Raw genomic sequence first — 26425 nt, forward strand, 5'->3', positions numbered from 1 at the left:
CGCATCTTAAATTATTTACATTTTCGTCCAACATGCGCTAAATCGTCTGTAAGCTACACCACAATATACGATGGAACTGACATTAAACCTCTTTATTTTTCAAGAGTTTATAAGCACTTTCTGCTGCTTGTTGCTCTGATTCTTTTTTCGTTTTGCCTTTGCCTATCGCAACCGGCTTGTTTTCTAAAATCACTTCCGATGTAAATAAACGATGATGTGCAGGACCTTCTTCATTGATTAAACGATAAGTAACGTCACCTTTGTTTTGCTGATGCACATATTCTTGAAACTGTGTTTTAAAGTCGACGACACCATCCAGTTTATCGTCTTCCACAAATGGAAAAATCACATTTTCAGCAAATTTCCAAACAGCGGTTAGGCCTTGGTCCAAATACAGTGCACCTACAAAAGCTTCAAATGCATCTGATACAAGTGAGGGTCTTGTTCTACCACCTGTTTTTTCTTCTCCTTTACCTAACAAGATAAGTTCGTGTAATGCAATTTTATTCGCGAATATTACAAGTGAAGGCTCACAAACAATTGTCGCACGCATTTTCGTTAAATTACCTTCTGGTAACTCTGGATATTTGTCAAACAAATAGCGTGAAACCGTCAATTCTAATACCGCATCTCCTAAAAACTCTAAACGTTCATTATGATCTAATCTATCCATATTGAAATCATTGATAAAGCTCGAATGTGAAAATGCTTGTTGATATAAATTCACTTTATTAAAATTCAAATTTAATTCTTGCATTTTTTTTGAAAACTTTTCTTGGAATACATTAACCATTTCTTTTTTTTTATGATTCGTCAATACTTTTCCACCTCAATTTAAAGTAATTTTGTATATACTTATGCCTTTATATTTTACGTGAATTTATTATAAAACTAAAGGGAAAACTGCTAATCATACATTCATTTTATCATTTATAGAACATTAATCCTCTTTAACGATTACTATTGATATGATTACTAAAGTTAACTGCTTTTTAATAGAAAAAATCTGAGCCGTAAAATCCACGACTCAGATATTTGTTTATTATTTTTCCATACTATTGATAAAGTTAACTGCATCACCAACAGTGTTGATTTTTTCAGCTTCTTCATCTGGAATTTCAGTACCAAATTCGTCTTCTAATTCCATAACTAATTCAGCAATATCAAGTGAGTCAGCGCCTAAATCATCTTTGAAAGATGCATCTTGAGTTACTTTTTCAGCGTCAACACCTAAACGGTCAACGATGATATCTTTTACTTTGTCGAAGTTTTCCACGTCGATTCACCTCCTTTTAAAAGCCTATGATAGACTTTTATATTTTCCCATTTTATCGATTGAAATACAAGTAGTATTTCAATGAATTACATACTTAGAGCATGACATACATCCATAAGTCATATCAAGTCATTTTCAAAATGGTATGTCCGTACAGTTACACTATTCCATAAACATACCACCATTGACATGTATTGTTTGACCAGTAATATATTTTGCTTTGTCTGAAGCTAAAAATGCTACTGTATTTGCAATATCAGTGTCTTCTCCAAATCTTGCTAATGGAATTTGTTGCAACATTTGATCTTTTAAATCATCTGATAATGCATCTGTCATGTCAGATACAATAAATCCTGGTGCAACGGCATTAACTGTGATATTTCTTGAAGCTAATTCTTTCGCAGCAGATTTAGTCAATCCAATAACGCCTGCTTTTGTTGCAACATAATTAGCTTGGCCTGGATTTCCTACTGCACCAACTACACTAGATAAATTGATGATTGACCCACTTTTTTGTCTTAACATTTGTGGTGTAACCTTTTGAATACAGTTAAACACACCTTTTAAATTAGTGTCGATAACGTCATCCCATTCACTTTCTTTCATACGCATCAATAAATTATCTCTAGTAATACCTGCATTATTGACTAATACATCGACTGTACCAAATTGGTTTACTACTTCTTTAATCATTGCTTTTACTTCATCGCCATTGGCAACATTAGCTTGAATTGCTAAGCTTTCTACACCTTTAGCTTTCACTTCTTCTACTACAGCCTCTGCTTTTTCTCTATTACCTGCATAGTTTACTGCTACGTTATAACCTTCTTCAGCTAACTGAATTGCTATACTACGACCAATACCTCTAGATGCTCCAGTTACTAATGCATTTTTAGTCATTTTCATTCCACCCTTTTACGTCTTCTAATGTTTGAATTGAAGTAAGCTTAACATCTCTATTTATTTTTTTTATTAATCCTGAAAGTACTTTACCTGGCCCAATTTCAATAAAATGGTCGACACCTTGATCAAGTAGCCATGTCACAGAATCTATAAATTGAACCGGAGAGTATAATTGTTTAATCATATTCTCTTTAATTTCTTTAGCATCTGTTTCACCTTTAGCATTTACATTTTGTACCACTGGATAATTGGCGTCGTTCCATTCAAATTGTTCGATATAATTTGCAAAGTCCGATTCAATAACTTGCATCATGGATGAATGGAAAGGACCAGAAACGGCTAAAGACATGACGCGTTTAGCACCCAAAGATTTTCCTTCAGCAACAAGTTGATCTATTAATGTTTTATGCCCTGAAACCACAATTTGTCCAGGTGCATTGATATTAGCAGGTTCTATGACTTCGTCTTCTGTTGAAAGTTGTTTGCAAATGTCATCAACTTCACTGTAATTTAAACCTAGGACAGCTGCCATGCTACCAACACCATCAGGAAAAGCTGCTGCCATCAATTGTCCACGTTTACGAACTATTTTTACCGCGTCCTCAAACTTTAATACGCCACTCGCTACTAGACTCGCGTACTCTCCTAAGCTATGACCCATTGTATAATCTGCATCAATTTGTTTTAATGCCATTAATAAAGCGGTACTATGTGTAAGTAATGCTGGTTGTGTATTTTCAGTTTGGCCTAATTTACCTTCGGCATCTTCAAACATTGTTTCTAAGATATCAAAATCCAATTGTGCTTGTGCTTCATTTAGAATTGATGTTGCGGCATCACTTTCATTAAACAAATCACTAGCCATGCCTACTTTTTGTGACCCTTGTCCAGGAAAAATAATCGCTGTTTTACCCATTTTTTGACCCCACCGTTTCTCTCATTGTATCTACTATATTTAATTCTCCAGCAACCTTAGCTTGACGAATTGCTGAATAAAATGCCTTGGCATTAGAACTACCATGTGCTTTTACAACGATACCATTCAATCCTAGTAAAACTGAACCACCATATTCTGCATAGTCCATTTTTGTAGTTAACTCATTTAAATCTTTGCGTAAGACTAACGCTGCTAATTTATTTTTTAAACTACTTAAAAGTGTAGATTTCAACATTTTTCCTATAGATTTTGCTACACCTTCTAGATTTTTTAGGATCATGTTACCAGTATAGCCATCTGTGACAACGACATCTGCAGCATCATCCATTAATACTTTCGCTTCTACATTACCAGCAAAATGAAATTCTTGTTGTTCATCCATTAAATTAAACGCTTTTTTAGTTAATGTATTTCCTTTAGCTGCTTCAGTTCCTATATTAAGCAATGCTACAGAAGGTTGTTCAATATTACGTATTTTTTGTGCGTAAATATTGCCTAATTGTGCATATTGCAATAAGTGTTCTGCTTTAGCATCCGCATTTGCACCGACATCCATAAATACAAAACCTTTACCTGATACAGTAGGTAAAGTAAGCACTAATGCTGGTCTTTCTACACCTTTAATTCTACCAACAATAAATAGTCCTGCAGACATTAATGCACCTGTATTACCGGCTGATACACATCCATCCGCTTCACCAGATTTTACTGCTTCAGCCATGCGCACCATCGAACTATTTTTTTTCCGTTTAATTGCTCTTACAGGTTCATCTTCCATCGTTATCGCTTCTGTACAGTGACGTACTTCCACTCTTTCGTGATTAATATTACATTTATTTTGGTCTCCAAATAATATAATTTCTAAATCATTAAAATCATTGACCGCTTTTTCAACAGCTTCTAAAACGATGCCAGGTGCGTCATCGCCACCCATCATGTCGATAGCTATTTTAACCATTTTGTTCATCCTCACTTGTATAATACATTTTGAATGTACCTCTAAATACTAAAGTATCTTTGACATACGAATTTACTTTTATCTTAAAATATTTATTCGTTATTTCGACAGCTTGTGCTTCAGCACGTACTGTATCGTTTAATTTAACTTGTTTTAAAAATGAAACATTACTTTCTTTAGTTAAAACGACTGGTTTATGTATAAGTGCCACACATAATGAATTGGCCTGTGCAAACAACACATGACCTCTGGCAATCTTATTTCTTGTAAATACTGAATCTTCATCAATATTAATCAGAGATGTTGCTTGATGATCTGGTTCAACGTTAATCACATCACCTATGATTTCACTTCCATCAATAGATCGAATACTTTCGTGATTTTTTCTCGCAACGGATTTTATTCTTTTTCTCAATTCAGGAATATTTAAGTGTGTACGATCCAACCTTATTGTTTGGATACTGACTGAAAAAAGACTGCTTAAATCAAGATCAGTAATAAAGGGATTTTTTTCTATTTCTTTTTTTATCGCTTCACGACGTTCTTGTTTTTTTAGCTTCATAGTTTACTACTCCCTAATTTTAGTACCAAGTCTTAAACATTCCTAACATATCATAACACTTTCTATTTCAATTGCTCAACTAAAAACATAAGACTTTCTCCATTATATTGAGTTAAAGCTGAACACTTTTATAACCAAAGCAAAAAAAGTTTTTAAAGTTAATATATAACTTTTAATAATAATATGTTAAATTATATAAAAATAAAATTTATCGTTTTTAAAACGCTTAACTATTCAAATATTTTCAGAAATACATAGATTATTCATTCCAATTCAAAGGGGTTGTAAACATTGAAAAAAGTAGTGACCAATGCATTGCTATCTGCAACATTTTTTGCAGCTTTTTCCACTCAGAGTAACGCAAAAGAAATCAATAGTATCGTTCCTGAAAACTTAGAAAGTTCAACTAAAACAAAAATTTCCAATAAAATAGATGTAGAACATTTCCTACAAAACAACGCTACATCTGTGCTCAATACAAATAAAACTAAAACAGAATCTATTAATAAAAATGCATTTAAACAATACAAAGTAATCAATAGTAGTGTTGATTCAACTGGCGTTAAACATTATGAATTAAAACCAAAAATCAATCATATTTTAGCTAATGATAGCACAATTAAAGTCCATGTGAACTCTGATGGAAACGTATCACTTATCAATGGTCATATACACAGACAACATATCGACGTTAATAATACGGTGAAACTATCTTCTTCCCAAGCAGAAAAATTAGCCTTTAAAGCAATTGGTAAAAAAAGCAATGACGTTACAAACATCGATGGCTTTAAAGTAGTGTCTAAAAACAAACTAGATGTTAATAGTAAAAAAGAAAGATATATATATAATATAGAATTAAATTACATATCTCCTAAGCCTGCACATTGGCAAATACAAGTTGATGCTAGCACTGGGGAAATATTAAAAAAACAAAATGTGATTGAACACGCTTTAGAAAAAGGCTCTGGTATCGGAGTGAATGGTGATAAAAAATCACCACTTAATGTATCTAGCAACAATGGACAATATACTTTAAATGATACTACGACAGATGCACATATTAATACTGAAAGTGCCAATGGAACCACTGATCAATTTTCTCCTATCATAAATGATTCAAAATATTTTGATGAAAAACAACAACGTCCTGGCGTCGATGCACACTATTACGCAAAAGCAGTTTATGATTATTATTTAAATACACACGATAGAAATAGTTACGACGATAATGCTGCTGATATTAATTCAGTTGTCCATTTTGATAAGAACTATAATAATGCAGCATGGACCGGACAATATATGGTTTACGGTGACGGTGATGGTCAAACATTTAATCCCTTATCAGGCGCTAAAGATATTGTTGCTCATGAATTAACACATGCGGTAACTGAAAGAACTGCTAATTTAGAATATGTAAATCAATCGGGTGCACTCAACGAATCTTTCTCAGATGTATTTGGGTATTTTATTGACCCTGATAACTGGCTGATGGGTGAAGATGTATATACTCCCAATCAAGATGGTGACGCTTTAAGAAGCTTAAAAGATCCAGAAAAATACGATCAACCAGCACATATGGATCAATTTTATACTGGCGCTGAAGATAATGGTGGTGTCCATATTAATAGTGGTATTCCAAACAAAGCTGCATATCTAACGATACAATCAATTGGTAAAGAAAAAGCTGAGCAAATATACTATCTCGCATTAACTCAATATTTGACGTCCAATGCTGAATTTTCTGATGCCAAAATTGCCTTAAAACAAGCAGCAGATGAATTATATGGCCATAATAGTAACGAATCACAATCTGTAGCACAAGCATGGACTAAAGTAGGTGTAGGCTCTTAAATATTAAAAAACAGCAGTTTAGCAAATGACACGCTAAATTGCTGTTTTTGTTAATCAAAACTAGTATATAGTAAATTATCTTCTACAAATGTTCTTAATCTTTGATACTCATCTTCAAAAAATGCACCGGATTGAATTAATTCTGCTGCCTCATCTCTCGCTACTTCTAACATTTTATAATCTTCAACAACATTCGCTACTAAAAAGTCAGGTAACCCACTTTGTTTCACACCAAAGAAATCACCAGGTCCTCTCATTTCTAAATCACGTTCACTTAATTCAAAACCATCTGTTGTTTGTGTCATTACATTCATACGTTCTATCCCTGTTTCAGTTTTAGGTGAAGCAATTAATACACAATAGCTTTGGTGTTCACTTCTACCAACACGTCCTCTTAATTGATGTAAAGTCGATAATCCAAATCGATCCGCATCATATATCATCATAAATGTTGCATTTGGGACGTTAACTCCTACTTCTACCACTGTCGTTGACACTAATATATCAATTTCATGATTACTAAATTGTTGCATCACTTGATCTTTTTCTTCTGAGGTTAATTTACCATGAAGTAGTCCAACTTTTCCTTTACCATAATAGGCTTGTAAAGATTCGAACAATTCAACTACATTTTGTACATCTTCTAAATGCTCTGAACTTTCTATCAATGGACAAATCACATATGCTTGTCTACCTTTTTTTAATTCAGCAGACATTTGTTGTAATACACTTTCATATGCTTCATGTTTAGACCAAGAGGTTATAATAGGTTTCCTACCCTTTGGTAACTGTTTGATTGAGGATACATCCATTTCTCCAAAAACAGAAATTGCTAATGTGCGTGGAATAGGTGTCGCTGTCATAAACAAAACGTTTGTCATCGCGCCTTTTTCTCTCAGCAATTGTCGTTGATTGACACCAAAACGATGCTGTTCATCTGTAATTACAAGGCCCACATTATTAAAGACAACATCATCTTGAATAAGCGCATGTGTACCAATAATACAATCTATCTCATTTTGCTCGAGCTGTTCCAACAAAATTTTGCGTTTTTTCCCTTTTACTGAACCTGTAAGTAAAGCAATGTTCATTCTGTCACCAAAGATTTCTGCAAGACTTTCAGCATGCTGTTCTGCAAGTATTTCCGTAGGTACCATTAAAGCAGATTGATAACCTGCTGTTTTTAATGCATACATACAAATTGCAGCTACGACTGTTTTTCCTGATCCAACATCACCTTGTAACAATCTATGCATGCGAATAGGCGCTTTTAAATCTCTAAATATTTCGTTTACACTTTGCTTTTGTGCATCAGTTAATTCAAATGGTAAACATGATATAAAATTTCTTACTAATTGAATATCATAATCAATTTCGATTGCGTCATCTGATATTTTTTCCAACCTATTTAGCCATTGCATTCTAAGTTCAAACATAAATAATTCAATAAATGCGTAAGTTCTTCTCGCTTTGAGCAATGAAGTTTTGTCCGGTGCAAGGTGTAATGTTTTGATTGTATCTTCTAGTGTTTCTAATTTATATTTTTCTCTCAATGAATCTGATATCCACTCATGAATCGTAACATGTTCTAAAACTTGTCTAATCATATCACGTAATGGTTTTTGCTTTATCCCTTCTTTAATTCGATAAATGGGTTCAAATTGTACATCTTCCATTGCTGGTTGATTAAAAAACATTCGATTTCCGTTAATTTCTTGCTTATTTCTATTCCATTTTCCTTTAATCGTAACCGTTTGGTGTAGTTCTAGTTTCTTTTTCAAGTAGGGTTGATTAAAAAATACACATTTTACTGCAATATTGTTAACCATTAAATGAACTGTCAACTTAGATTTATTCCTACCAAAAAAAGCGACAGTGGGTGTTGAGTATACTTCCCCAACAACAGTCACCATCGCTTGATCCTCTGCTTCATTCAAGTCAACTACAGTATTGTCTTCATAACGCGTTGGTAAATATAAGATTAAATCTTCTACTGTATAAATGTTCAATTCATTTAATACCGCTAACCGCTTAGGACCTAAACCCTTGATTTGTGATAATGGAAATGGGCTTTCTATTAAATTGACTTTTGACATTTTAATCACCAAATATTTCTTGTTTTAAACGCTGTCCTGTCGGTGTGCCTGCTAAACCTCCACGACCAGTTTCACGCAACGCTGAAGGCATCGTTTGCCCTATTTTATACATTGCTTCTATTACTTCGTCTGTCGGGATTCTGGAAGTTACACCTGCTAATGCCATATCGGCTGAGACGATTGCATTAGATGCCCCAGCTGCATTTCTTTTTACACAAGGTACTTCTACTAATCCAGCTACAGGGTCACATACTAAACCTAGCATATTTTTCAAACAAATTGCAAAAGCTTCCGAAGATTGTTGTGGTGTACCACCTGCAAGCTCAACTGTCGCACCTGCAGCCATAGCTGCGGCCGATCCAACTTCTGCCTGACAACCACCTGCTGCACCAGATATCGATGCATTATTTGCTACAACAAATCCAAATGCGCCTGAAGTTAATAAGAAATTCAACATATCTTTACGTGTAGGTTCTAATCGTGGTTTCAAACCAAACAGAACCCCAGGAACGACTCCAGCTGAACCAGCCGTTGGTGTAGCACAAATTTTACCCATTGCTGCATTTACTTCATTTGTTGCTACTGCTTTGCTCACAGCATCTAATAATGTTGCACCAGATAAAGATTTACCTGTTTTTAAATATTCTTTTATTAAAACAGCGTCTCCACCTGTTAGACCAGTCGTTGAAGTTACGCCTTCTAAGCCTTCATCTAATGCATTTTCCATAGTTTGTAAATTTTTATCCATATGTGCATATACTTCTTCTTCTGATAAACCAGTAACTTCCATTTCTTGCTCAAGCATCACTTCATATATTTTTTTATCTTCTGTCTCACATTTTTCAATGAGTTCTTTTACACTTTTAAACATTGATATCCCTCCATTAGGCGTCTCCCATGAGTGAGACTGTCACTACACCATCGACGTTTTTTATTTTTTCTATTATTTCATCATTGATAGCATCATCTAATTCACAAGTCATTAATGCTTGGTCACCTTTTTCTTTTCTTGAAACTTGCATGCTGCCAACATTAATACTGGAATCACCTAATATATTAGCTACACGGCCGATCGTACCAAATGTATCTTTATGGAACACTAAAAGTGCTGGATAGTTACCACTAATCGCAATACTAAAACCATTGATTGCAACAACTTCTATCTTACCGCCACCAATAGACACACCTTCAACAGAAATTTCTTTTTCTCCGTCTCTCATATTAATAATTGCAGTGTTTGGGTGAGAGCGTTCTTCTGCCATTTCAATAAAATTCACTTTCATGCCAATTTCTTCAGCAGTCTCTAAACTTTTTTGGATTCGATCATCGTCTGTATCATATCCTAATAAGCCACCCACAAGTGCTACATCTGTACCATGGCCCTTATATGTTTCCATAAATGACCCATACAAATATATATCAACTTGTTTTGGTATTTGATTAAATAAATCTTTAGCTACTAAGCCAATTCTGACTGCACCTGCTGTATGTGAAGATGATGGACCAACCATTGTTGGACCAATTATATCGAAAACTGTTTTATATTTCATAATGGATACCCCACCCTTATTTTTAATCATTCTAAAGTGTTGCGCTTACATTTTATTTGCACCTATATTATTATAACAATTTAAGTTAACATTATAAACTAATTTTAGTTGTACTGCTTTTAATTCAAAATTATTACAAATTGCACACTATTGTGAATTGAATACACATATAAACATAATGAAAATAATTATTCTTTACCGTGAATATTATTACGATATTTACATCTATTTAGTATATACTTCTTTAAACATTAACTTCACCCATTTTTTTGCGTCAAAATAAATATACGTAACCAGATATGACACATACCTAATTACGTATATTGATAGAAATTTTTGTCGTTATCAACAAACTAACATTATTCCACAGAAAACAGATATTGATATACAGGCTGATCACCTTGATGTTGATCTATTTCAATATCTGGATACGTTGTTTCAATCCAGGATTCAATATTAGATGTTATATCACTATTGGCATCTTCACCGATAATCATAGTGATTATTTCACTTTCGTCCGTAATCATTTGAGACAATAACTGTTTAACAGTCTCAAATTCATCTTCATTGCTTGTGACAATTTTATCCTCGACTAGTCCCATAAATGCATCTTTTTTTATTTCTACACCATCGACTTTGGTATCTCTAACAGCGTAAGTAACAGAGCCAGAAGTTATCACTTCTAATGATTCAATCATGCGTGCTTTATTATCAATTAATTCGTCTGATTCATCATAATTAAATAATGCAGCTATTCCTTGTGGTATAGATTTCGAAGGAATCACAATAGCTTCAGCATCTACAATTGATGCAGCTTGTTCACTCGCCATCATAATATTTTTATTATTTGGCAAGATGATTGCACGTTTACATTGGGATTGTTCAATCACTTTCACAATATCTTCAGTAGACGGGTTCATTGTCTGGCCACCACTTATTAAATGTGTCGCACCCATGGATTTAAACAATTCTGATATGCCTTCTCCCATAGAAATAGCGATGACAGCAGTGTCTACTGTTGAAGTTTCTTGATTAGATTGTTGTGTATTTGCACCTTTTTGTTCTTTTTTTACAACTTCACGATGTTGTTCTCGCATATTCTCAACTTTTAATTTAATTAATTCACCGTATTGTTGTCCGTAATTAAAAACATCGCCAGGTTTTTCTGTATGTACATGAACTTTTACAATTTCATCATCATTAATAACTAATAATGAATCCCCAAATTGACTCATTTCTTCTCTAAAAGTATCTTCATCGAATACTTTTTTATTTACCCCAAAACGAACCATCATTTCGGTACAATATCCATAAACAATATCTTCAGTATTAATCACACCGTGGAAGTCATGTTCTTCATTCACTAAAGTTTCTGTATCTAATTTCGGAGTTTCTGCAGTTACAGTTTCACCTTTTAAAGCTTTTAGAAAACCTTCATAAACGATAACTAATCCTTTACCACCACTATCAACTACACCAACTTCTTTTAATACAGGTAATAAATTAGGCGTATTCTCTAAAGAAATTTGGGCTTGTTCTATAATATATGTCACAAGTTCAATGCAATCTTCTGTTTCTTGTGCCTTTAGTATACCTGCATCCGCAGCATCTCTAGCAACAGTTAAAATTGTGCCTTCTACGGGTTTCATAATTGCTTTATATGCAGTGTTAACACCAGCTTTAAAACTTTCTGCTAATTGCTCTGCATTAATTTCGCTAAAACTTTCTAAATTTTTGCTAAATCCTCTAAAAAGCTGTGATAAGATAACGCCAGAATTTCCACGTGCCCCCATTAATAAGCCTTTTGAAAATGTTTTACCTAACTCGCCAATATGCTGTGATAAATTCTCTTCTACTGCTTCTCTGCCTGATGTCATTGTTAAGTTCATATTTGTCCCTGTATCCCCATCTGGCACCGGGTATACATTTAATGAATCTACTAAATCTGAATGATTAGATAAATTTTGTGCCCCTTGAATAATCATTTCGGCAAATAATTTACCATTTATTTTACTAACCATCTCGTTATGTCCTCCTAGTTTTTCTTGCCATTATCCACTCGTACGCCTTGTACAAATATATTAATTGAATTTACTTTAACTTTTAATGTTTGTTCTAATGTATATTTGACAGTTGATTGAACATTGCTTGCAACTTCTGATATCTTTGTACCGTAACTTACAATGATATACATATCAACATCCAACACACTATTTTCTTCTCTCACAACAATGCCTTTTGCATAATTTTCATAACCTAAAATTTCAGCAATTCCGTCTCTTACTTGTTGTCTAGAAGCCATTCCTACAATGCCATAACATTCTACCGCTTTACTACCCACAACTGAAGCTATTACTTCGTTTGAAATGTCTATGCTACCATAATCATTTGTAATTTCTAATGTCATTTTATTGGGCCTCCTAGTTTATGGTTCTCACTTTATTTTGATACTTTAAAACTTTATATTAAGATTAAAAAATACAATATTATCCATAGTTTACAATTATATCATAAAATGAGTGTAACAAAAGTAGAAGCTATGTAAAGAAATTTTTTTCATTTTATTGCCATTATTTTTTTTATGTGGTACATTATTCAAGTATGTAGTAGATATGTGTATTTATATTTATTAAAGGAGGTACTTTCATGGGCAAACAATGTTTCGTAACAGGTCGCAAAGCTTCAACTGGAAACAATCGTTCACACGCTTTAAATTCTTCTAAAAGAAGATGGAATGCTAACCTTCAAAAAGTTAGAATTCTTGTAGACGGAAAACCTAAAAAAGTTTGGGTTTCTGCACGTGCTTTAAAATCTGGTAAAGTAACTAGAGTTTAATAAATATAATGCACGAAAAAGACCAATCCTTATGTGGAGGATTGGTCTTTTTTTGTTTATAATTAATTTTGCTACGATTTATCAATCTTTACTTTTAATCATTAATACGCTACCTGAATAAATAGAAACAGTACCTCGTGGTTTTATTAATTCATTAGATATTGTCAGCGTAGAACCGAGCTGTAAAGATGCTTGCTTCAATTCATATTTAAAATTGGCTAATGAAATAACTGTAGGATATGTAATTGGGATGAATGATATATATGGATAATTGAAGTCTCTTTCAACACAATGATCTTTAGCAGATAAATATGAAATTTCATTTTGTTGATCAATGATTTTAATATTAATTTTCTTTTTTGTATATTCTGGCTTCTCTAAAATTTGCAATGCACCCATAAAATGGTCTAAACGCCCACCGGTTGCTCCATAAACACATATTTCACTATAGCCTGAATGGATTGCTTGATCGATACCCAATGCTAAATCAGTGTCATCTTTTTCAGAATGATATGGATTAATTGCTAGTTTTTCAGCCAAATAATCCTTTTCTTCTTTAGTTATTGAATCAAAATCACCGACTGCAAATTGAGGCATAATACCTGATTCAATCAAAATTAATGCACCTCGGTCAATCCCTATCCATGACTCATTTGCCTTATTTTGTAAAATATTTTCTGGTAAATTTCTTGCACCACATAATAAATTGACTTTCATTGACTTCAACCTTTCAATGTTTGCGTCACTTGTTTATAATCTTTTTGTTTAAAGAAATATGAACCAGCTACCAACATAGTGGCACCATGTTCGATAACAGTTGCAACTGTTTCATCGTTAATGCCACCATCAACTTCGATTTCAAATGATAAGTTTAATGCTTTTTTTATCTTAACTAGTTCGTCCAATTTACTAATGCTATCTTGAATGAATGTTTGACCGCCAAATCCAGGATTAACTGTCATGACAAGTACATAATCCACCATTTTTAGCACTGGCATAATCGTATTCACCGATGTACCTGGGTTAATGACTACACCAGCTTTTACATTAGTATTTTTAATTTGTTGTATTACTCTATGAATATGCGGTGTTGCTTCCACATGTACTGAAATCATGTCTGCACCCTGTGCTGCAAAAAGCTCCACATATTTTTCTGGTTCTTCTATCATTAAATGCACATCTATTGGTAAATCAGTACCCTTTCTAACGGCTTCTAATATAGGCAATCCAATTGAAATATTTGGAACAAATTGACCGTCCATCACATCAAAGTGCACACCATCAACACCTGCATCTTCTAATGCTTTTAATTCCTTTTGTAATTGTAAAAAATCAGCTGATAATAATGATGGATATAATTTTGCCACTTAATATCTTTCCTTTCTGTTTGCAATTTCATTAAATAATTGTAAATAATGTTCATATCTAAAGTGAGCTATATTCCCTTTTTCTATTTCATGCTTAACGTTACACTTGGGTTCGTTTATATGGTTGCAATCTCTAAATTTACAAAGTTCACCATATTCATTGATTTCCATGAAATAATGTTTCACTTCATCTTTTTGAATATGATTAAAATCTAATGCGCTAAATCCAGGTGTGTCAGCTATAAAGCCATTATTCCGTTCAAATAATTCAACATGCCTTGTAGTATGTCTCCCTCTATTTAACGCTCTAGATATATGTTGTGTTTCAATATTCAATTCAGGAAAATATCGATTTAATAACGTAGATTTCCCAACACCTGATTGACCGCTTAATACTACTAGTCCTTCTCCCCATTGCATGAAAACTTCATCGATATGATCTTCAACACTTATAAATTGTGTATAATATCCCATATCTTCATAAACTTTTAGTGTCTGTAATATTTTGTTTTCCATGCTAGGTGGAGTAATATCACGTTTAGTTACTAATATGCGAGGTCTCATATGATACGAGTGTGCTATGACTAAAAATCTATCCAATAACTGAGTTGAAAATTCAGGTTCTACCGCACTCATCACTAATACTAGATGATCAACATTGCTAACTGGTGGTCTTTTTAATTCATTTTTTCGTTCGTGAACATGGTGAATATAACCTTCTGTAATATTTTCAACTTCAAAATCTACAACATCACCAACAATAGGTGAAAATTTATTTTTTCTAAATAATCCACGTGGTTTTGTGTCGTACATTTCGCCATTTACATCTACGCGATATACACCACTTAATGATTTTATGATGCGTCCTGTTTTCACTTAGGCACCCCTCTTTTAAAAGCTTTACATACTATATTATAGCAAAGGCTTTTTAATTTAAATACGATTTGAGACTATTTCAGTTAAAAATAAATAACAGAGCATTATTACTACATGGAATGATAGCAATAATACTCTGTTATAGTCATTTTTTATAAGCAGTTCGCAGAAGCCTTTGGCTTCTGCATAAGCGCAACTAAACTCCCTTCACTTTGTTCGTTAAGTTGCGCTAAAAATCATAAGGAATATCTTTATCAGCTACAATCTTGCCATCAACTCGAATCGTATAACCCGCCGTCTCTCCTTTTTCAATCGTCATTGGAATAGTAACGGTTTTATCATCTTTAATTTTGAAGCTTTGTGCAGCTGATGATCCTTTGTCATCCTTGTCTCTCACATATACTTTCACTTCTTGGCTTTCATCATCATCACCCGTATAGGGAACTTGATAGGTTTCTGTATATGTTTTAGTTTGAGGTTTATCATCTTCTTTAGATGACTTATCTTCTTGCTCCTCAGAATCTTTATCTTCTTTTTTCTCTGATGCTTTCGGTTTACCTGTAGATACTACGAATTCTACGGTAGAACCTTCATCTACTTCTTCGTCTTTAGGTGATTGACTAATGACATTGTCCTTTTTAACTGTTTTATCAGAGCGTTTTTCTACAGTAACTACTTTAAATCCTTTAGATTCTAGTTCAGATTTAGCTGTCTTGAATGATTTTTTCTCATAATCATCCACATAAACTTGTTTAACACCTAATGATTCAGTCAATTTAATGTCACTATCATTTATTTTCACTCTATCACCTGGCGAAACACTCTGTGCTTCAATTAAGCCTTTAGCTACATTTTGTTTCGTATAAGATTGATCTACTTTTGCATCATCAATTCCTAATTTTTTTAATTTATTTAATGCTTCTGCTTTTGGTAATCCATATAAATTTGGCATTTCTGCAGTTTTAGGTCCTTTTGATAATACAATGTCTACTTTACTTTGTTGTTCTAAACGTTCACCTTTACCAGGTGATGTTTTAATAATTTTATTCTCAGGATATTTATCACTATAAGCTCTTGTAGTTTTGCCTAATTCTAGTTTGTTATCCTTTAAAATACCTTCAGCTTCTTTTTCAGTCTTACCTATTAAATTAGGTGTTTCCAAATATTTATTACCAAACATTCCCATGGCCATAAAACCAAATAATCCAAACAACAGTAATACAATGATTAAACCATAGAAAAACTTTTTCTTTTTTGATCTTTTTTTCGGAGGCATTGTATATAATTGTTCCTCATTTGATTGAAAATATTGTTGATTAACAATTGGAATTTGCATGGTTTGATTCATGCTTTTTGCTTTATCTTCATCACGAGTCTGATTAGCAATCTCTGCTTTATCAATAGGCACTGTTTTAGTGTCAGCGTCAACAGAATGATAGGGTGATTCATTTTCACGCTCTTTTGTCAGGACAGTAGACAAGTCATCTTGCATTTCCTGAACCGATTGATAGCGATCTTTCTTATCTTTTTCAGTCGCTTTAAGCACGACGTTGCTCAATGATTGTGGTACTTCAGAACGTTTGCTAGAAACATTAGGCATCGGATCTTGGATATGTTTTATAGCGATGCTTACTGCTGTTTCACCGGAAAAAGGAGGTTGTCCTACTAACATTTCATACAGTACAACACCAATAGAATATATATCAGTGCCGTTATCTGTTACATCACCGCGCGCTTGTTCAGGAGAAAGGTATTGAACCGTCCCTAAAACATGATTTGTTTGGGTCATCGTCGTTTCGCTTAATGCTTTTGCAATACCAAAATCTAATATTTTTAGTGTTTGATCACGATTCACCAAAATATTTTGAGGTTTTACATCACGATGAACAATCTTTGTATCATGTGCATGCTTTATTCCTTCAATAATTTGTTCAGTAAATTTGATTACGGTTTTGATGTCTAGAGGTCGATGTTGTTGAATATATTCTGATAAAGTGGGACCTTCTATGTACTCCATCACTAAAAAGAAATTTTCATCATTTTCAGTGACATCAAAAACATTAACGATATTTTTATGTGAAAGTTGTGTTAAATTGTGGACTTCACGTTCAAAACGCTTAATTGTTTCTTCTTTTTCACCAGAAGGTATCCTAATAGCTTTAATTGCTACATTGCGATTTAAAATTGTGTCATCAGCCAAATATACCGTGCTCATGCCACCGCCGCCAAGCTTTTTTATCACTTTATAACGTTCGCTTATTAATTTTCCAATCATACCTTATCTCCTTCAATTTCTGCTAAAACAATACTCACATTATCATTCGTTTCTTGAGATATTGCTAATTCAATAAGATTCCGGCCGTGTGTTTCTAAATCATTTTCTTGCATTAATTCTTCTTGAATCATATGATTTCTCGCAAAATCTGTTAATCCATCCGAGTTAAGTAATAGAAAATCATAAAAATTAGTTCTTTTTACAAAAATATCTGGTGTTACTACCTTATCCGTACCCATAACTTTTGTAATAATATTTTTTTGCGGATGATTGAATGCTTCTTCAGCACTAATTTGACCAATCATCACTAAATGATTAACGAAAGAATGATCGTTTGTAATTTGTTCAATCTCTCTACTATTAACCAAATATCCTCTTGAATCACCAATATTTGCCACCACTACATAATCATCAAATACTAACGCACAAACACAAGTTGTTCCCATGCCATAATAGTCTGTATTATCAACAGAGAGTTGATATAATTCACGATTAATCGCTTTTAGTGTAGTTCTCAGCCAATCCTCGGCTTGGTTAGGTTCAATTAAATTTTCTTCTTCAAAACGACGTTGCAATTCATCTGTTACAAATTGACTTGCTACTTCTCCTGCTAAATGTCCACCCATACCATCACAGAGTACAAGTAATTGTTGTTCTGTTTTATTATAGAACACACCACCTGCATCTTCGTTCTTATCACGATATTGACCTGTGTCAGTAAAAAATTGTGCTTTTAGCATACTATTACCTCGTTTCTACTTTTCGTTCCTTAGCTCTTAATTGACCACATGCTGCATCTATATCAGCACCTTGTTCTCTTCTTATAGTTGCATTAATACCTAGTCTCTTTAATTCTTTTTCAAATTTAAAGATATCTTCTTTAGGCGTCTTGACGTAATTTCTTTCTGGTACATGGTTCACAGGTATTAAATTTACATGACAGTTTAATTTTTGAATTAAATGTGCTAACTCTCTCGCATGCTCAACTTGGTCGTTGACGCCTCCAAATAGACCATATTCAAATGTAACACGTCTATTTGTTGTTTCTTGATAATATTTAATGGCTTCCATTATTTTTCAACATTATACGCTCGGTTAATAGGCATTAATCGAGAACGAATTTCGTCATTAGCCCCATGTAAGCTTACTGCAAAATTGATTTGAATATCTTCGTCAGCAAAATCATAAATTCTAGGTATAATACCAGAAGTAGAAACAGTAATATGACGCGCACCTATATTTAAACCATTGTCATGATTAACAATCTTCAAAAAGTCCATCATTTCATCATAGTTTTCAAATGGCTCACCAATACCCATGATGACGATTTGAGATACACGTTCTTCGGTTTCATCTAATGCTTTTTGGACAGTAAGCACTTGAGATACAATTTCTCCCGCTTCTAAATTACGCTTTAAGCCACCTAGTGTAGATGCACAGAATGTACAACCTATACGGCAACCCACTTGAGTAGTAACACATACGGAATTACCATATTCATGTCTCATTAATACTGTTTCGATTGTGTACCCATCTTGTAATTCAAATAAGAATTTGATTGTACCATCTTTGCTTTCTTGTTTAACTACTGTCGTCATCACTGTCATTGCAAAATGATCTTTCAATAGTGCTCTTAACTCTTTAGACAAATTTGTCATTTCATCAATGCTGTCTACTCGTTTTTCATATAACCATTCAAAGATTTGTTTCGCTCTGAATTTTTGTTGCCCATTATCCTTTAACCAATTTTCCATTTCATCATATCTTAAAGAGTATATAGATTGCTTTTCAAAATTGGGAAGAAATTTATTCTTTTTCTTCTTTTCTGCAGTTATCATTATTTATTGGTCCTTTCTTTTTATCCTAGTAATGAAAAAGCCATCAGAATTAAAATGCTGAGGTAACACTTGTAAAGTTTTTACCTTTTCTCCACTGATTGGATGTTCAAATAAATCAAATTCAAAATCTTTATTTTCTTTTAAAAATGTATATATTACATTTTCATTTTCTAACTGTTCTATTGTACAAGTTGAATAAACTAAAGTGCCTCCTGGACGTAAATGATGTTTCACATTATTTAAAATTTCTAGTTGAATATTCACTAAAGATTGAATACTTTGCTGACTTTGTTCGTATTTGATTTCTGGCTTATGTCTAAGTACACCTAAGCCACTACAAGGTGCATCTACTAAAATCTTATCATACACTTTATCATAATTTTCCGTCGCATCGTGACTAAAAGCGGAAATGTTAGATAATCGTAATTTTCGAATGTTAAAATCAATCAAATCAATTTTATGTTCATGGATGTCTGTCGCATCTACATGTCCAGTACCATGTAGCCTTTCTGCTATATGACATGCTTTTCCGCCAGGTGCACTACAAGCATCTAATACAAGGTCGCCATCTTGAAGATTCATCACGTCAGCTACAAACATAGAACTTTTATCTTGGATAGATACTAAACCATCTTTAAATACGCGTGACTCTATAATCGGTTTACCACTAATATGTAAACAAATTGTAATGTCATTATCTTGCGTTACAGTGTAACCTTCTTCTTCTAAACGTTGCATCACATGTTCAACTGAAATTCTTGTCAAATTAACCCTTACAGTTGTTGTCACTTTTGTTAAAAATGATTGTGCAATTGCTTCAGTTTCTTCTATTCCAAAGTGTGTCACCCAGTGATCAACAAGCCATTTAGGCAAACTATACTGAATAGCAATTCGCTTCTTATCGTCCGAAATTTCATTGAAATTTGGTAACTCACTGCGCATAAGGGTTCTCAAGATTCCATTAACCACATTACCGTTATGTGGGCCGCCTTTATATTTTGCTATATTAACAGCTTCATTAATAATCGCATGTTCAGGAACTTTATCCAAATACATATACTGATAGATACTCATCCATAGTAACTGTCTGACCCAACCTTTAAGTTTAGTTTGTACAAATGGTTTCAAATAATAATCTAGTGTATATTTTCTTTTTAACGTACCATATACTAATTCGGTTAATAAATTCTTATCAGCTCGATTTAACTCATTATTTGTTAATACCTCATTAATAATAATATTACTATAAGCTTTATCATTAATAATATCTTGTAGTGTTTCAAAAGCTAATAACCTTACATTAGTTTCAATTGTCATTTTAATACCTTCCCAACGAGTGTTGATTGTACACCACTTAAGTAATTAGCTGTAGGCATTCTCTTTTTACCAGCAACTTGAATCTCTGTTAATGCAATCGCATCACTAGAACCTGTAGCCACAATAATTGCTTTCTTAGTTGTCTCTATTATTGTACCTGGCTCACCGTCTTTATCTTTTTCAATGCGTGAAGCATAGACTTTTAAGTTTTCTCCATCCATAATTGTGTAGGCAACCGGCCATGGAGATAGACCTCTAATATGGTTATAAACTACTTCAGCAGGTTCTGACCAATCAATTTTTTCATCTTCTCGACGAATGTTAGATGCAAATGTTGCTTCGTCTTCATTTTGAACAATGCTTTCATTCGTACCATTAATGATAGAAGGAAGCGTTTCTTTTAATAATTCAGCACCTAAAAAGCTTAATTTATCATGCATTACACCAACGTCATCTTGTGGTTCAATATCGATTGCTTTTTGAGCTATAATATTTCCAGCATCCAATTTCTTAGCCATATACATGATAGAAATACCAGTTTGTGTTTCTCCATCTATAATCGCTTGATGTATCGGGGCTCCACCTCTATATTTAGGTAATAATGATGCATGTACATTGATAGCACCTAACTTTGGTGAATCCAATAAACGTTGTGGTAATAATTGGCCAAATGCCGCAGTAACAATTAAATCCGCGTTTAAATCAATCAACATCTCTAATTCTTCAGATTTTGACAGTTTTTCAGGCTGATATACAGGAATCGCATGTTCTATTGCAACTTGTTTCACTGGTGGTGGTGTTAATTTTCGTTTTCTGCCAACTGGTCGATCAGGTTGAGTAACGACTGCGATCACGTTATGTTCTGCAATTAACATTTCTAACACTTTTGTTGAAAAATCTGGTGTCCCCATAAAAATAATTTTACTCATTTTCAAAATACGCCTCCACTTCTGCTTCAGTCAAAATTTTATCTGCACGTTCTGTAAAAATTTTACCTTCAAAATGATCAATCATATGCAATATCATGCGTGCAATATCATCATATGCAGTCATTTCTACTTCGTTTCCATTTTTATCGTTACTTTTAACAACAATCATTTTACTTCTTTCAACTTCACCATAAATGTCAGGTAATGAAATAGAGCCCTCTAACTCAGTTACTTTTTGGTCAGATTCTCGAATGATTTTTGGATTAATAAGTTGTAACAATCCATCTATTTCCATATCTATAATAGCTACCTTTTGTAAAATGCCAATTTGCGGGGCACATATAGCAGAAGCCTCAACTTCATACATTGTGTCTTCTAAATCGAGCAATAATTGAGCTAAGTTTTCGTCAAATCGTGATACATCCGGCACGTGCTTTTGCAAAATTGGATTTTCTGCTGTAACAAGTTGCTTTATTGTCATACAAATTACTCCTAATAAAAATTCATCATATCATTATAACTTATTTTAGTTAAATTTGCACCAAGCTTTGATGAAATACACGAACTGAAATCACATATATTTTCACTTTAATTTTATTCCGTCATCACAAATATAACCGTAAGCCTCCTATACAAGCTTACGGTTTACAAAATATTTATTATCCAGTTAATGTTGTAATATCATAATGATAACTTATTTATTTGATTGCCAGATTCATCAAAATTATATTCGTTCAACCAATTCTCAAACTTAGTTTTATATACTGACCACTCATCATCTAACATAGCGAGCCAGTATGTATCTCTACTTCTTTGTTTATAAATAGTATGATTTTTAAACAAACCTTCATATTTAAAGCCAAGTCGTTTGGCTGCTTTTATAGAAGGCTCATTTAATGCATCACATTTCCATTCATACCTTCTATATCCCAAAGTGTCAAAGATATATTTTGCTAATAAGTAGTGTGTTTCTGTAGCAATACGTGTTCGTTTCATTTTATTAGCATAATGAATATGACCAACTTCAATTGTTGCATTTGGTTCATTTATTCTAAGTAATGATAAAATACCTACTACATCATTATCAAATTGATCTATTATAGCAAAAAAATATGGATCCTTTGTTTGTACTTTATTTTTTATATAGGTTGCAAAATCATCATAACTTTTAGGCTGCGCGTCTGGTAAATACGTCCAATTAGGTGCATCTTCTTGCTCCTTAAAATGAGTGAATAAAGGGTTAATATGTTTTGAAGCTAATTTTTCTAATCTACAATACTTCCCTTCTAACACATCAGCCGTTGGTGTTTTGGGTTGAGAGAAATCGATTAATGACTTACCGATAGGTTGTTCAAACTGATTATATTCCATTTATATCCCCCCTTTTAATCAATGACTAGAGAACTTTATCGCATAATTTATCACGCGAAATATTAATCATTAAAATGTTTAGCAATTGCGTATAATACATCTATACCAATTTTTATAAATTAATATTATGTTATCATTGTAACTTATAATGCGAAAGCATTTTTATTAATCAGTTTATATTCTTTTTAATATTTTATAATATGAATTAATTAAAAAGTAGAAGTAAAAAGAAATAAATACTAGCTGAATGACATTCTTCTTACTTCTACTTTTTCATTTTATATTTATATTTATTTTAACTATAGCAAGACATTACTTTATTATTTCTTCAATAAAATAAACCTTAAATTTATACCTTATATTAAAATTTAGTTTATTTAGAAACATCCAAAACGTTAAACTAAATAAACGATATAATAATAATTAGCTTTATATATATTACTGTTTCGCTTCACTATTTGCTAAGTCAATGGTCATGGATGATACATTTTTTATAAAACCAATTTTAGAATATAATGGCTCTGCTTGAGTCGAAGCTTTTAAATTAACGATATTCACCTGTTCTGTTTTACACTTTAATAAAAGCTCTTCTAGAATTTGTTTACTCAAACCTAATCCTCTATATAATTTAGTTGTATAAACATTAGTAATATAACCTTCTACACCATAATGATTATCATATGCAGGTGGTATCTGTTGGAAGACAACAGCTCCTGTTGCTACAACTTGATGATTATCTATCATAAATACTTGGTAGATGTTTCCTTTATCGAAAACATCTTTAAAATATGCTCTCATATTATCATCAATATCTTCAGTACCATGCATGCCTTGATCAAGTAATTGTTCTTTTCTTAATTTTATAATTGTTTCAATATCATTTTTATTTGCAATTCTCAGCTCCATATCTAGTACTCCTTTAAAAAAATATGAGCAAATAAATTTACTATATCTATCAATCATATTCAACCATTAATATTTAATATTCAATAAAAAGAGAGCCTTAAAACCAATAAAATACTGATTTTAAGACTCCCCTTTTATACACTGCAATTAATCCATTTACAACAACAACCTACATCATCATTTGTGGATTGATGTCTATCTTCAGTGATAATTTGTCTTTTAAATACTGATCATGATAAAAATCATCTAAATACTTTAATGCTTCGTGCAATGAAGGTTCGCTTTTATATTTTATTAATATTTGGAAGCGATATTCATTATTAATCCGTGATAAAGCTGCTGGAGAAGGGCCTAGAACTAATGCCTTATCTGATAAATGCTGTAACAATATTTTGTGTATATGTTTAGAAGCTTCCATTACTTTTTTCATATTATTATGCGCAATCGTAAAATTAATTAAAAAGAAATATGGTGGATATTTACCTAACTTTCTATAATTCATTTCTTTTTCGAAAAAGGAATGATAGTCATTATCTTGAACATCTTTAATAGCATAATGATCAGGATTATATGTTTGTATAATCACCTGTCCCTCTTTTTCATGACGGCCTGCACGTCCTGAAACTTGCGTCAACAATTGATATGTACGCTCACTAGCTCTAAAGTCAGGCAAGTTTAACATCGTATCAGCATTTAATACGCCAACCAAAGTAATATTTGGAAAGTCCAAACCTTTCGCTATCATCTGTGTCCCCAGTAAAATATCCCCTTTACCTGAACCAAAGTCATCTAATAATTGTTCGTGTGCACCTTTTCGAGAAGTGGTATCAACATCCATACGAATAATTTTTGCTTCCTGAAAATTTTCTTGTAATAGTTCTTCAACTCTTTGTGTACCTGTGCCTACCTGTCTGATATGTTCACTTTCACAGTTGGGACACTTATTAGGTGGTACTTCTTGATGACCACAATAATGGCATTTCAATTGATCCGTAGACTTATGATATGTGAGAGAAATATCACAGTTAGGACATTGAGGGACATGGCCACAATCTCGACACAACATAAATGACGCATATCCACGTCTATTTAAAAATAAAACAACTTGTTCTTTTTTATCTAAACGCTCTTGAATCGCACTACGCAAATCTTCTGAAAACATAGAACGATTGCCAGAAGCAAGTTCAGCACGCATATCTACGATATTCACGTCTGGCAAAGCTTGCTGATTCACTCTATGAGGTAATGATAATAGTTCATAAACACCTTTAGTTGCACGTGCATATGTCTCTAAACTTGGTGTAGCACTGCCTAATACTAAAGGGCAATGATGATATTGACTGCGCCATTGTGCAATATCTCTAGCATGGTATATAGGATAATCCTCTTGTTTATAGGAAGACTCATGTTCTTCATCAATAATGATCATACCTAAATCTTTGAAAGGTGCAAATACACTTGAGCGAGCTCCTACACTCACACTCGCTTTTCCATCTCTAATTTTTTGCCATTCATCATAACGTTCCCCTTTAGATAATCCTGAGTGTAAAACTGCTACTTCGTCTCCAAATCTTCGTTTAAATCTTAATACCATTTGAGGAGTGAGTGCAATTTCTGGCACTAACATCATCGCTTGTTTACCTTGATTGAGTACATTTTCTATAGTTTGCAAGTAAACTTCCGTCTTACCAGAACCCGTTACGCCATGTAATAAAAATGTACGTTGTTCACCTTTATTAATCGTCTCGAGTATCGCATCATATGCATCTTGTTGTTCTTGTGTAAGTTGTTGCTTTTGATCTTGTTCAAATACCCGTGTTGCAAAAGGATCTCGCTCTACAGTTGTATCATATTTCTCAATAAAGCCTTTACGGACTAACGTCTCAATGCTAGATTTTGAAAAACCCATTTCTTCCAACTGTTTTAAAAAAACTACGTGATGATTTTCATCAATTAAATAAGCATATAATTCATATTGCTTTTTTGATTTTTCCAAAGATTCTAATACTGTATCATCATTAAAGCCTTCGACAATGCGCACTGCGCGTTGTTTCTTTTTCTTTAAACTTTGAGACAAAATCGTATCTTCAAGAATTGCACCTTGCTTTAAAAATGGTGCAATGAGCGTTAAGTCTTCATTTTTTTGTGCTACTTTATATGCATAATGTCCTTCCGAATCAAATCGTTTCAACAATTTTTCTGGTATGGCTTCAGTATCTTTAACTGCAAATACTTTAGTATATTTGGCTTTGATTGCGCTTGGAAGCATAACCTCTAACATAGAAATTCGTTTTGTAACAAAATACGTATGATACCAATCTGTAAGTTGTATTAATTCTTTCGTTAATTCAGGTTTAATATCTTGTATTTCTTTTATTGCTTTTAATTTTGATATGTCCATACTAGTGTCGGTTTGCTGAGTGATGTCCATAACATAACCTTGAATCGTTCTCGGTCCAAAAGGTACAATCACGCGCATACCAACTTCAACCATCGCTTGAAATTTTTGTGGAATTAAATAATCAAACGTAAAGTCAACACTTTTAGATGGTATATCTACGATTACTTTTGCTATCAT

24 protein-coding genes and 1 pseudogene are annotated in these 26425 nt (G+C 33.0%); 2 read left to right on the forward strand and 23 right to left on the reverse strand.

Annotated features, from left to right (window positions below; translation table 11 throughout):
- Nucleotides 1-82: 82 nt before the first annotated feature.
- The 6 genes from rnc to fapR form a co-directional block, all read right to left on the reverse strand.
- A complete protein-coding gene (gene rnc, locus KA814_RS06475; protein WP_151362707.1) occupies nt 83-793 on the reverse strand; it encodes a ribonuclease III in 711 nt (236 codons plus the stop codon).
- 249 nt (nt 794-1042) lie between these two features.
- Entirely contained in the window at nt 1043-1276 is a 234-nt protein-coding gene (locus KA814_RS06480) for an acyl carrier protein (RefSeq protein WP_019467939.1), read from the reverse strand.
- 162 nt (nt 1277-1438) lie between these two features.
- On the reverse strand, nt 1439-2176 hold the full coding sequence (gene fabG / locus KA814_RS06485) for a 3-oxoacyl-[acyl-carrier-protein] reductase (RefSeq protein WP_046208661.1): 738 nt from the start codon (nt 2174-2176) through the stop codon (nt 1439-1441).
- Nucleotides 2169-3095: an ACP S-malonyltransferase gene (gene fabD, locus KA814_RS06490; RefSeq protein WP_064209045.1), complete on the reverse strand. Its 927-nt coding sequence runs from the start codon at nt 3093-3095 to the stop codon at nt 2169-2171. Before fabD ends, fabG begins: the two co-directional genes overlap by 8 nt.
- Nucleotides 3088-4074, reverse strand: a complete 987-nt coding sequence (gene plsX / locus KA814_RS06495) for a phosphate acyltransferase PlsX (protein ID WP_064209046.1) — start codon at nt 4072-4074, stop codon at nt 3088-3090. The genes fabD and plsX overlap by 8 nt, the downstream gene beginning before the upstream one ends.
- The gene (gene fapR, locus KA814_RS06500; protein ID WP_046208664.1) at nt 4067-4636 is read right to left on the reverse strand and encodes a transcription factor FapR; all 570 of its coding nucleotides are present in this window, start codon (nt 4634-4636) and stop codon (nt 4067-4069) included. The genes plsX and fapR overlap by 8 nt, the downstream gene beginning before the upstream one ends.
- 291 nt (nt 4637-4927) lie before the next feature.
- Between fapR and KA814_RS06505 the strand changes: the two genes are divergently transcribed.
- Nucleotides 4928-6487 (forward strand): M4 family metallopeptidase, encoded by a 1560-nt coding sequence (locus tag KA814_RS06505; RefSeq protein WP_064209047.1) that lies wholly within the window; start codon nt 4928-4930, stop codon nt 6485-6487.
- 50 nt (nt 6488-6537) lie between these two features.
- Here KA814_RS06505 and recG read toward each other — a convergent pair whose 3' ends face one another.
- From recG to KA814_RS06530, 5 genes are all read right to left on the reverse strand, one after another.
- Complete coding sequence (gene recG / locus KA814_RS06510) at nt 6538-8583, reverse strand: ATP-dependent DNA helicase RecG (protein ID WP_064209048.1); 2046 nt, start codon at nt 8581-8583, stop codon at nt 6538-6540.
- Between the two features lies 1 nt (nt 8584).
- Nucleotides 8585-9454, reverse strand: a complete 870-nt coding sequence (gene sdaAA, locus KA814_RS06515) for an L-serine ammonia-lyase, iron-sulfur-dependent, subunit alpha (RefSeq protein ID WP_046208667.1) — start codon at nt 9452-9454, stop codon at nt 8585-8587.
- Nucleotides 9455-9467: 13 nt separating this feature from the next.
- Nucleotides 9468-10133, reverse strand: a complete 666-nt coding sequence (gene sdaAB, locus KA814_RS06520) for an L-serine ammonia-lyase, iron-sulfur-dependent subunit beta (RefSeq protein ID WP_046208668.1) — start codon at nt 10131-10133, stop codon at nt 9468-9470.
- Between the two features lie 359 nt (nt 10134-10492).
- Entirely contained in the window at nt 10493-12154 is a 1662-nt protein-coding gene (gene fakA, locus KA814_RS06525) for a fatty acid kinase catalytic subunit FakA (protein ID WP_064209049.1), read from the reverse strand.
- 14 nt (nt 12155-12168) lie between these two features.
- Nucleotides 12169-12540: an Asp23/Gls24 family envelope stress response protein gene (locus KA814_RS06530; protein WP_019467949.1), complete on the reverse strand. Its 372-nt coding sequence runs from the start codon at nt 12538-12540 to the stop codon at nt 12169-12171.
- A 239-nt stretch (nt 12541-12779) separates the two neighbouring features.
- Here KA814_RS06530 and rpmB point away from each other — a divergent pair, with 239 nt between their 5' ends.
- On the forward strand, nt 12780-12968 hold the full coding sequence (rpmB, locus tag KA814_RS06535) for a 50S ribosomal protein L28 (RefSeq protein WP_002483503.1): 189 nt from the start codon (nt 12780-12782) through the stop codon (nt 12966-12968).
- An 81-nt stretch (nt 12969-13049) separates the two neighbouring features.
- Here the strand turns inward: rpmB and KA814_RS06540 are convergent, their stop codons facing one another.
- The 12 genes and pseudogenes from KA814_RS06540 to priA form a co-directional block, all read right to left on the reverse strand.
- Nucleotides 13050-13685, reverse strand: coding sequence for a thiamine diphosphokinase (locus KA814_RS06540; RefSeq protein WP_064209050.1), 636 nt, complete (start codon nt 13683-13685; stop codon nt 13050-13052).
- Nucleotides 13686-13690: 5 nt separating this feature from the next.
- Nucleotides 13691-14335, reverse strand: a complete 645-nt coding sequence (gene rpe, locus KA814_RS06545; protein ID WP_046208671.1) for a ribulose-phosphate 3-epimerase — start codon at nt 14333-14335, stop codon at nt 13691-13693.
- Nucleotides 14336-15211, reverse strand: coding sequence for a ribosome small subunit-dependent GTPase A (gene rsgA / locus KA814_RS06550; protein WP_064209051.1), 876 nt, complete (start codon nt 15209-15211; stop codon nt 14336-14338).
- Between the two features lie 229 nt (nt 15212-15440).
- Entirely contained in the window at nt 15441-17486 is a 2046-nt protein-coding gene (gene pknB, locus KA814_RS06555) for a Stk1 family PASTA domain-containing Ser/Thr kinase (protein ID WP_064209052.1), read from the reverse strand.
- Nucleotides 17483-18226 carry a Stp1/IreP family PP2C-type Ser/Thr phosphatase gene (locus tag KA814_RS06560; RefSeq protein ID WP_046208674.1) on the reverse strand — a complete coding sequence of 248 codons (744 nt, stop codon included), beginning with the start codon at nt 18224-18226 and terminating at the stop codon, nt 17483-17485. Before KA814_RS06560 ends, pknB begins: the two co-directional genes overlap by 4 nt.
- Nucleotides 18227-18230: 4 nt before the next feature.
- Nucleotides 18231-19324, reverse strand: a pseudogene (gene rlmN, locus KA814_RS06565) (dual-specificity RNA methyltransferase RlmN).
- Nucleotides 19325-19327: 3 nt separating this feature from the next.
- A complete protein-coding gene (rsmB, locus tag KA814_RS06570) occupies nt 19328-20635 on the reverse strand; it encodes a 16S rRNA (cytosine(967)-C(5))-methyltransferase RsmB (RefSeq protein WP_225792175.1) in 1308 nt (435 codons plus the stop codon).
- 2 nt (nt 20636-20637) lie between these two features.
- Entirely contained in the window at nt 20638-21570 is a 933-nt protein-coding gene (gene fmt / locus KA814_RS06575) for a methionyl-tRNA formyltransferase (protein WP_064209127.1), read from the reverse strand.
- Nucleotides 21563-22051, reverse strand: a complete 489-nt coding sequence (locus KA814_RS06580) for a peptide deformylase (protein WP_064209054.1) — start codon at nt 22049-22051, stop codon at nt 21563-21565. The genes fmt and KA814_RS06580 overlap by 8 nt, the downstream gene beginning before the upstream one ends.
- Before the next feature lie 200 nt (nt 22052-22251).
- Entirely contained in the window at nt 22252-22941 is a 690-nt protein-coding gene (locus KA814_RS06585; RefSeq protein ID WP_064209055.1) for a GNAT family N-acetyltransferase, read from the reverse strand.
- A gap of 438 nt (nt 22942-23379) precedes the next feature.
- Nucleotides 23380-23847, reverse strand: coding sequence for a GNAT family N-acetyltransferase (locus tag KA814_RS06590; protein WP_210122700.1), 468 nt, complete (start codon nt 23845-23847; stop codon nt 23380-23382).
- 169 nt (nt 23848-24016) lie between these two features.
- Complete coding sequence (gene priA, locus KA814_RS06595; protein WP_210122701.1) at nt 24017-26425, reverse strand: primosomal protein N'; 2409 nt, start codon at nt 26423-26425, stop codon at nt 24017-24019.

Source organism: Staphylococcus sp. GDY8P196P, assembly GCF_017891705.1.
GTDB lineage: Bacteria > Bacillota > Bacilli > Staphylococcales > Staphylococcaceae > Staphylococcus > Staphylococcus ureilyticus.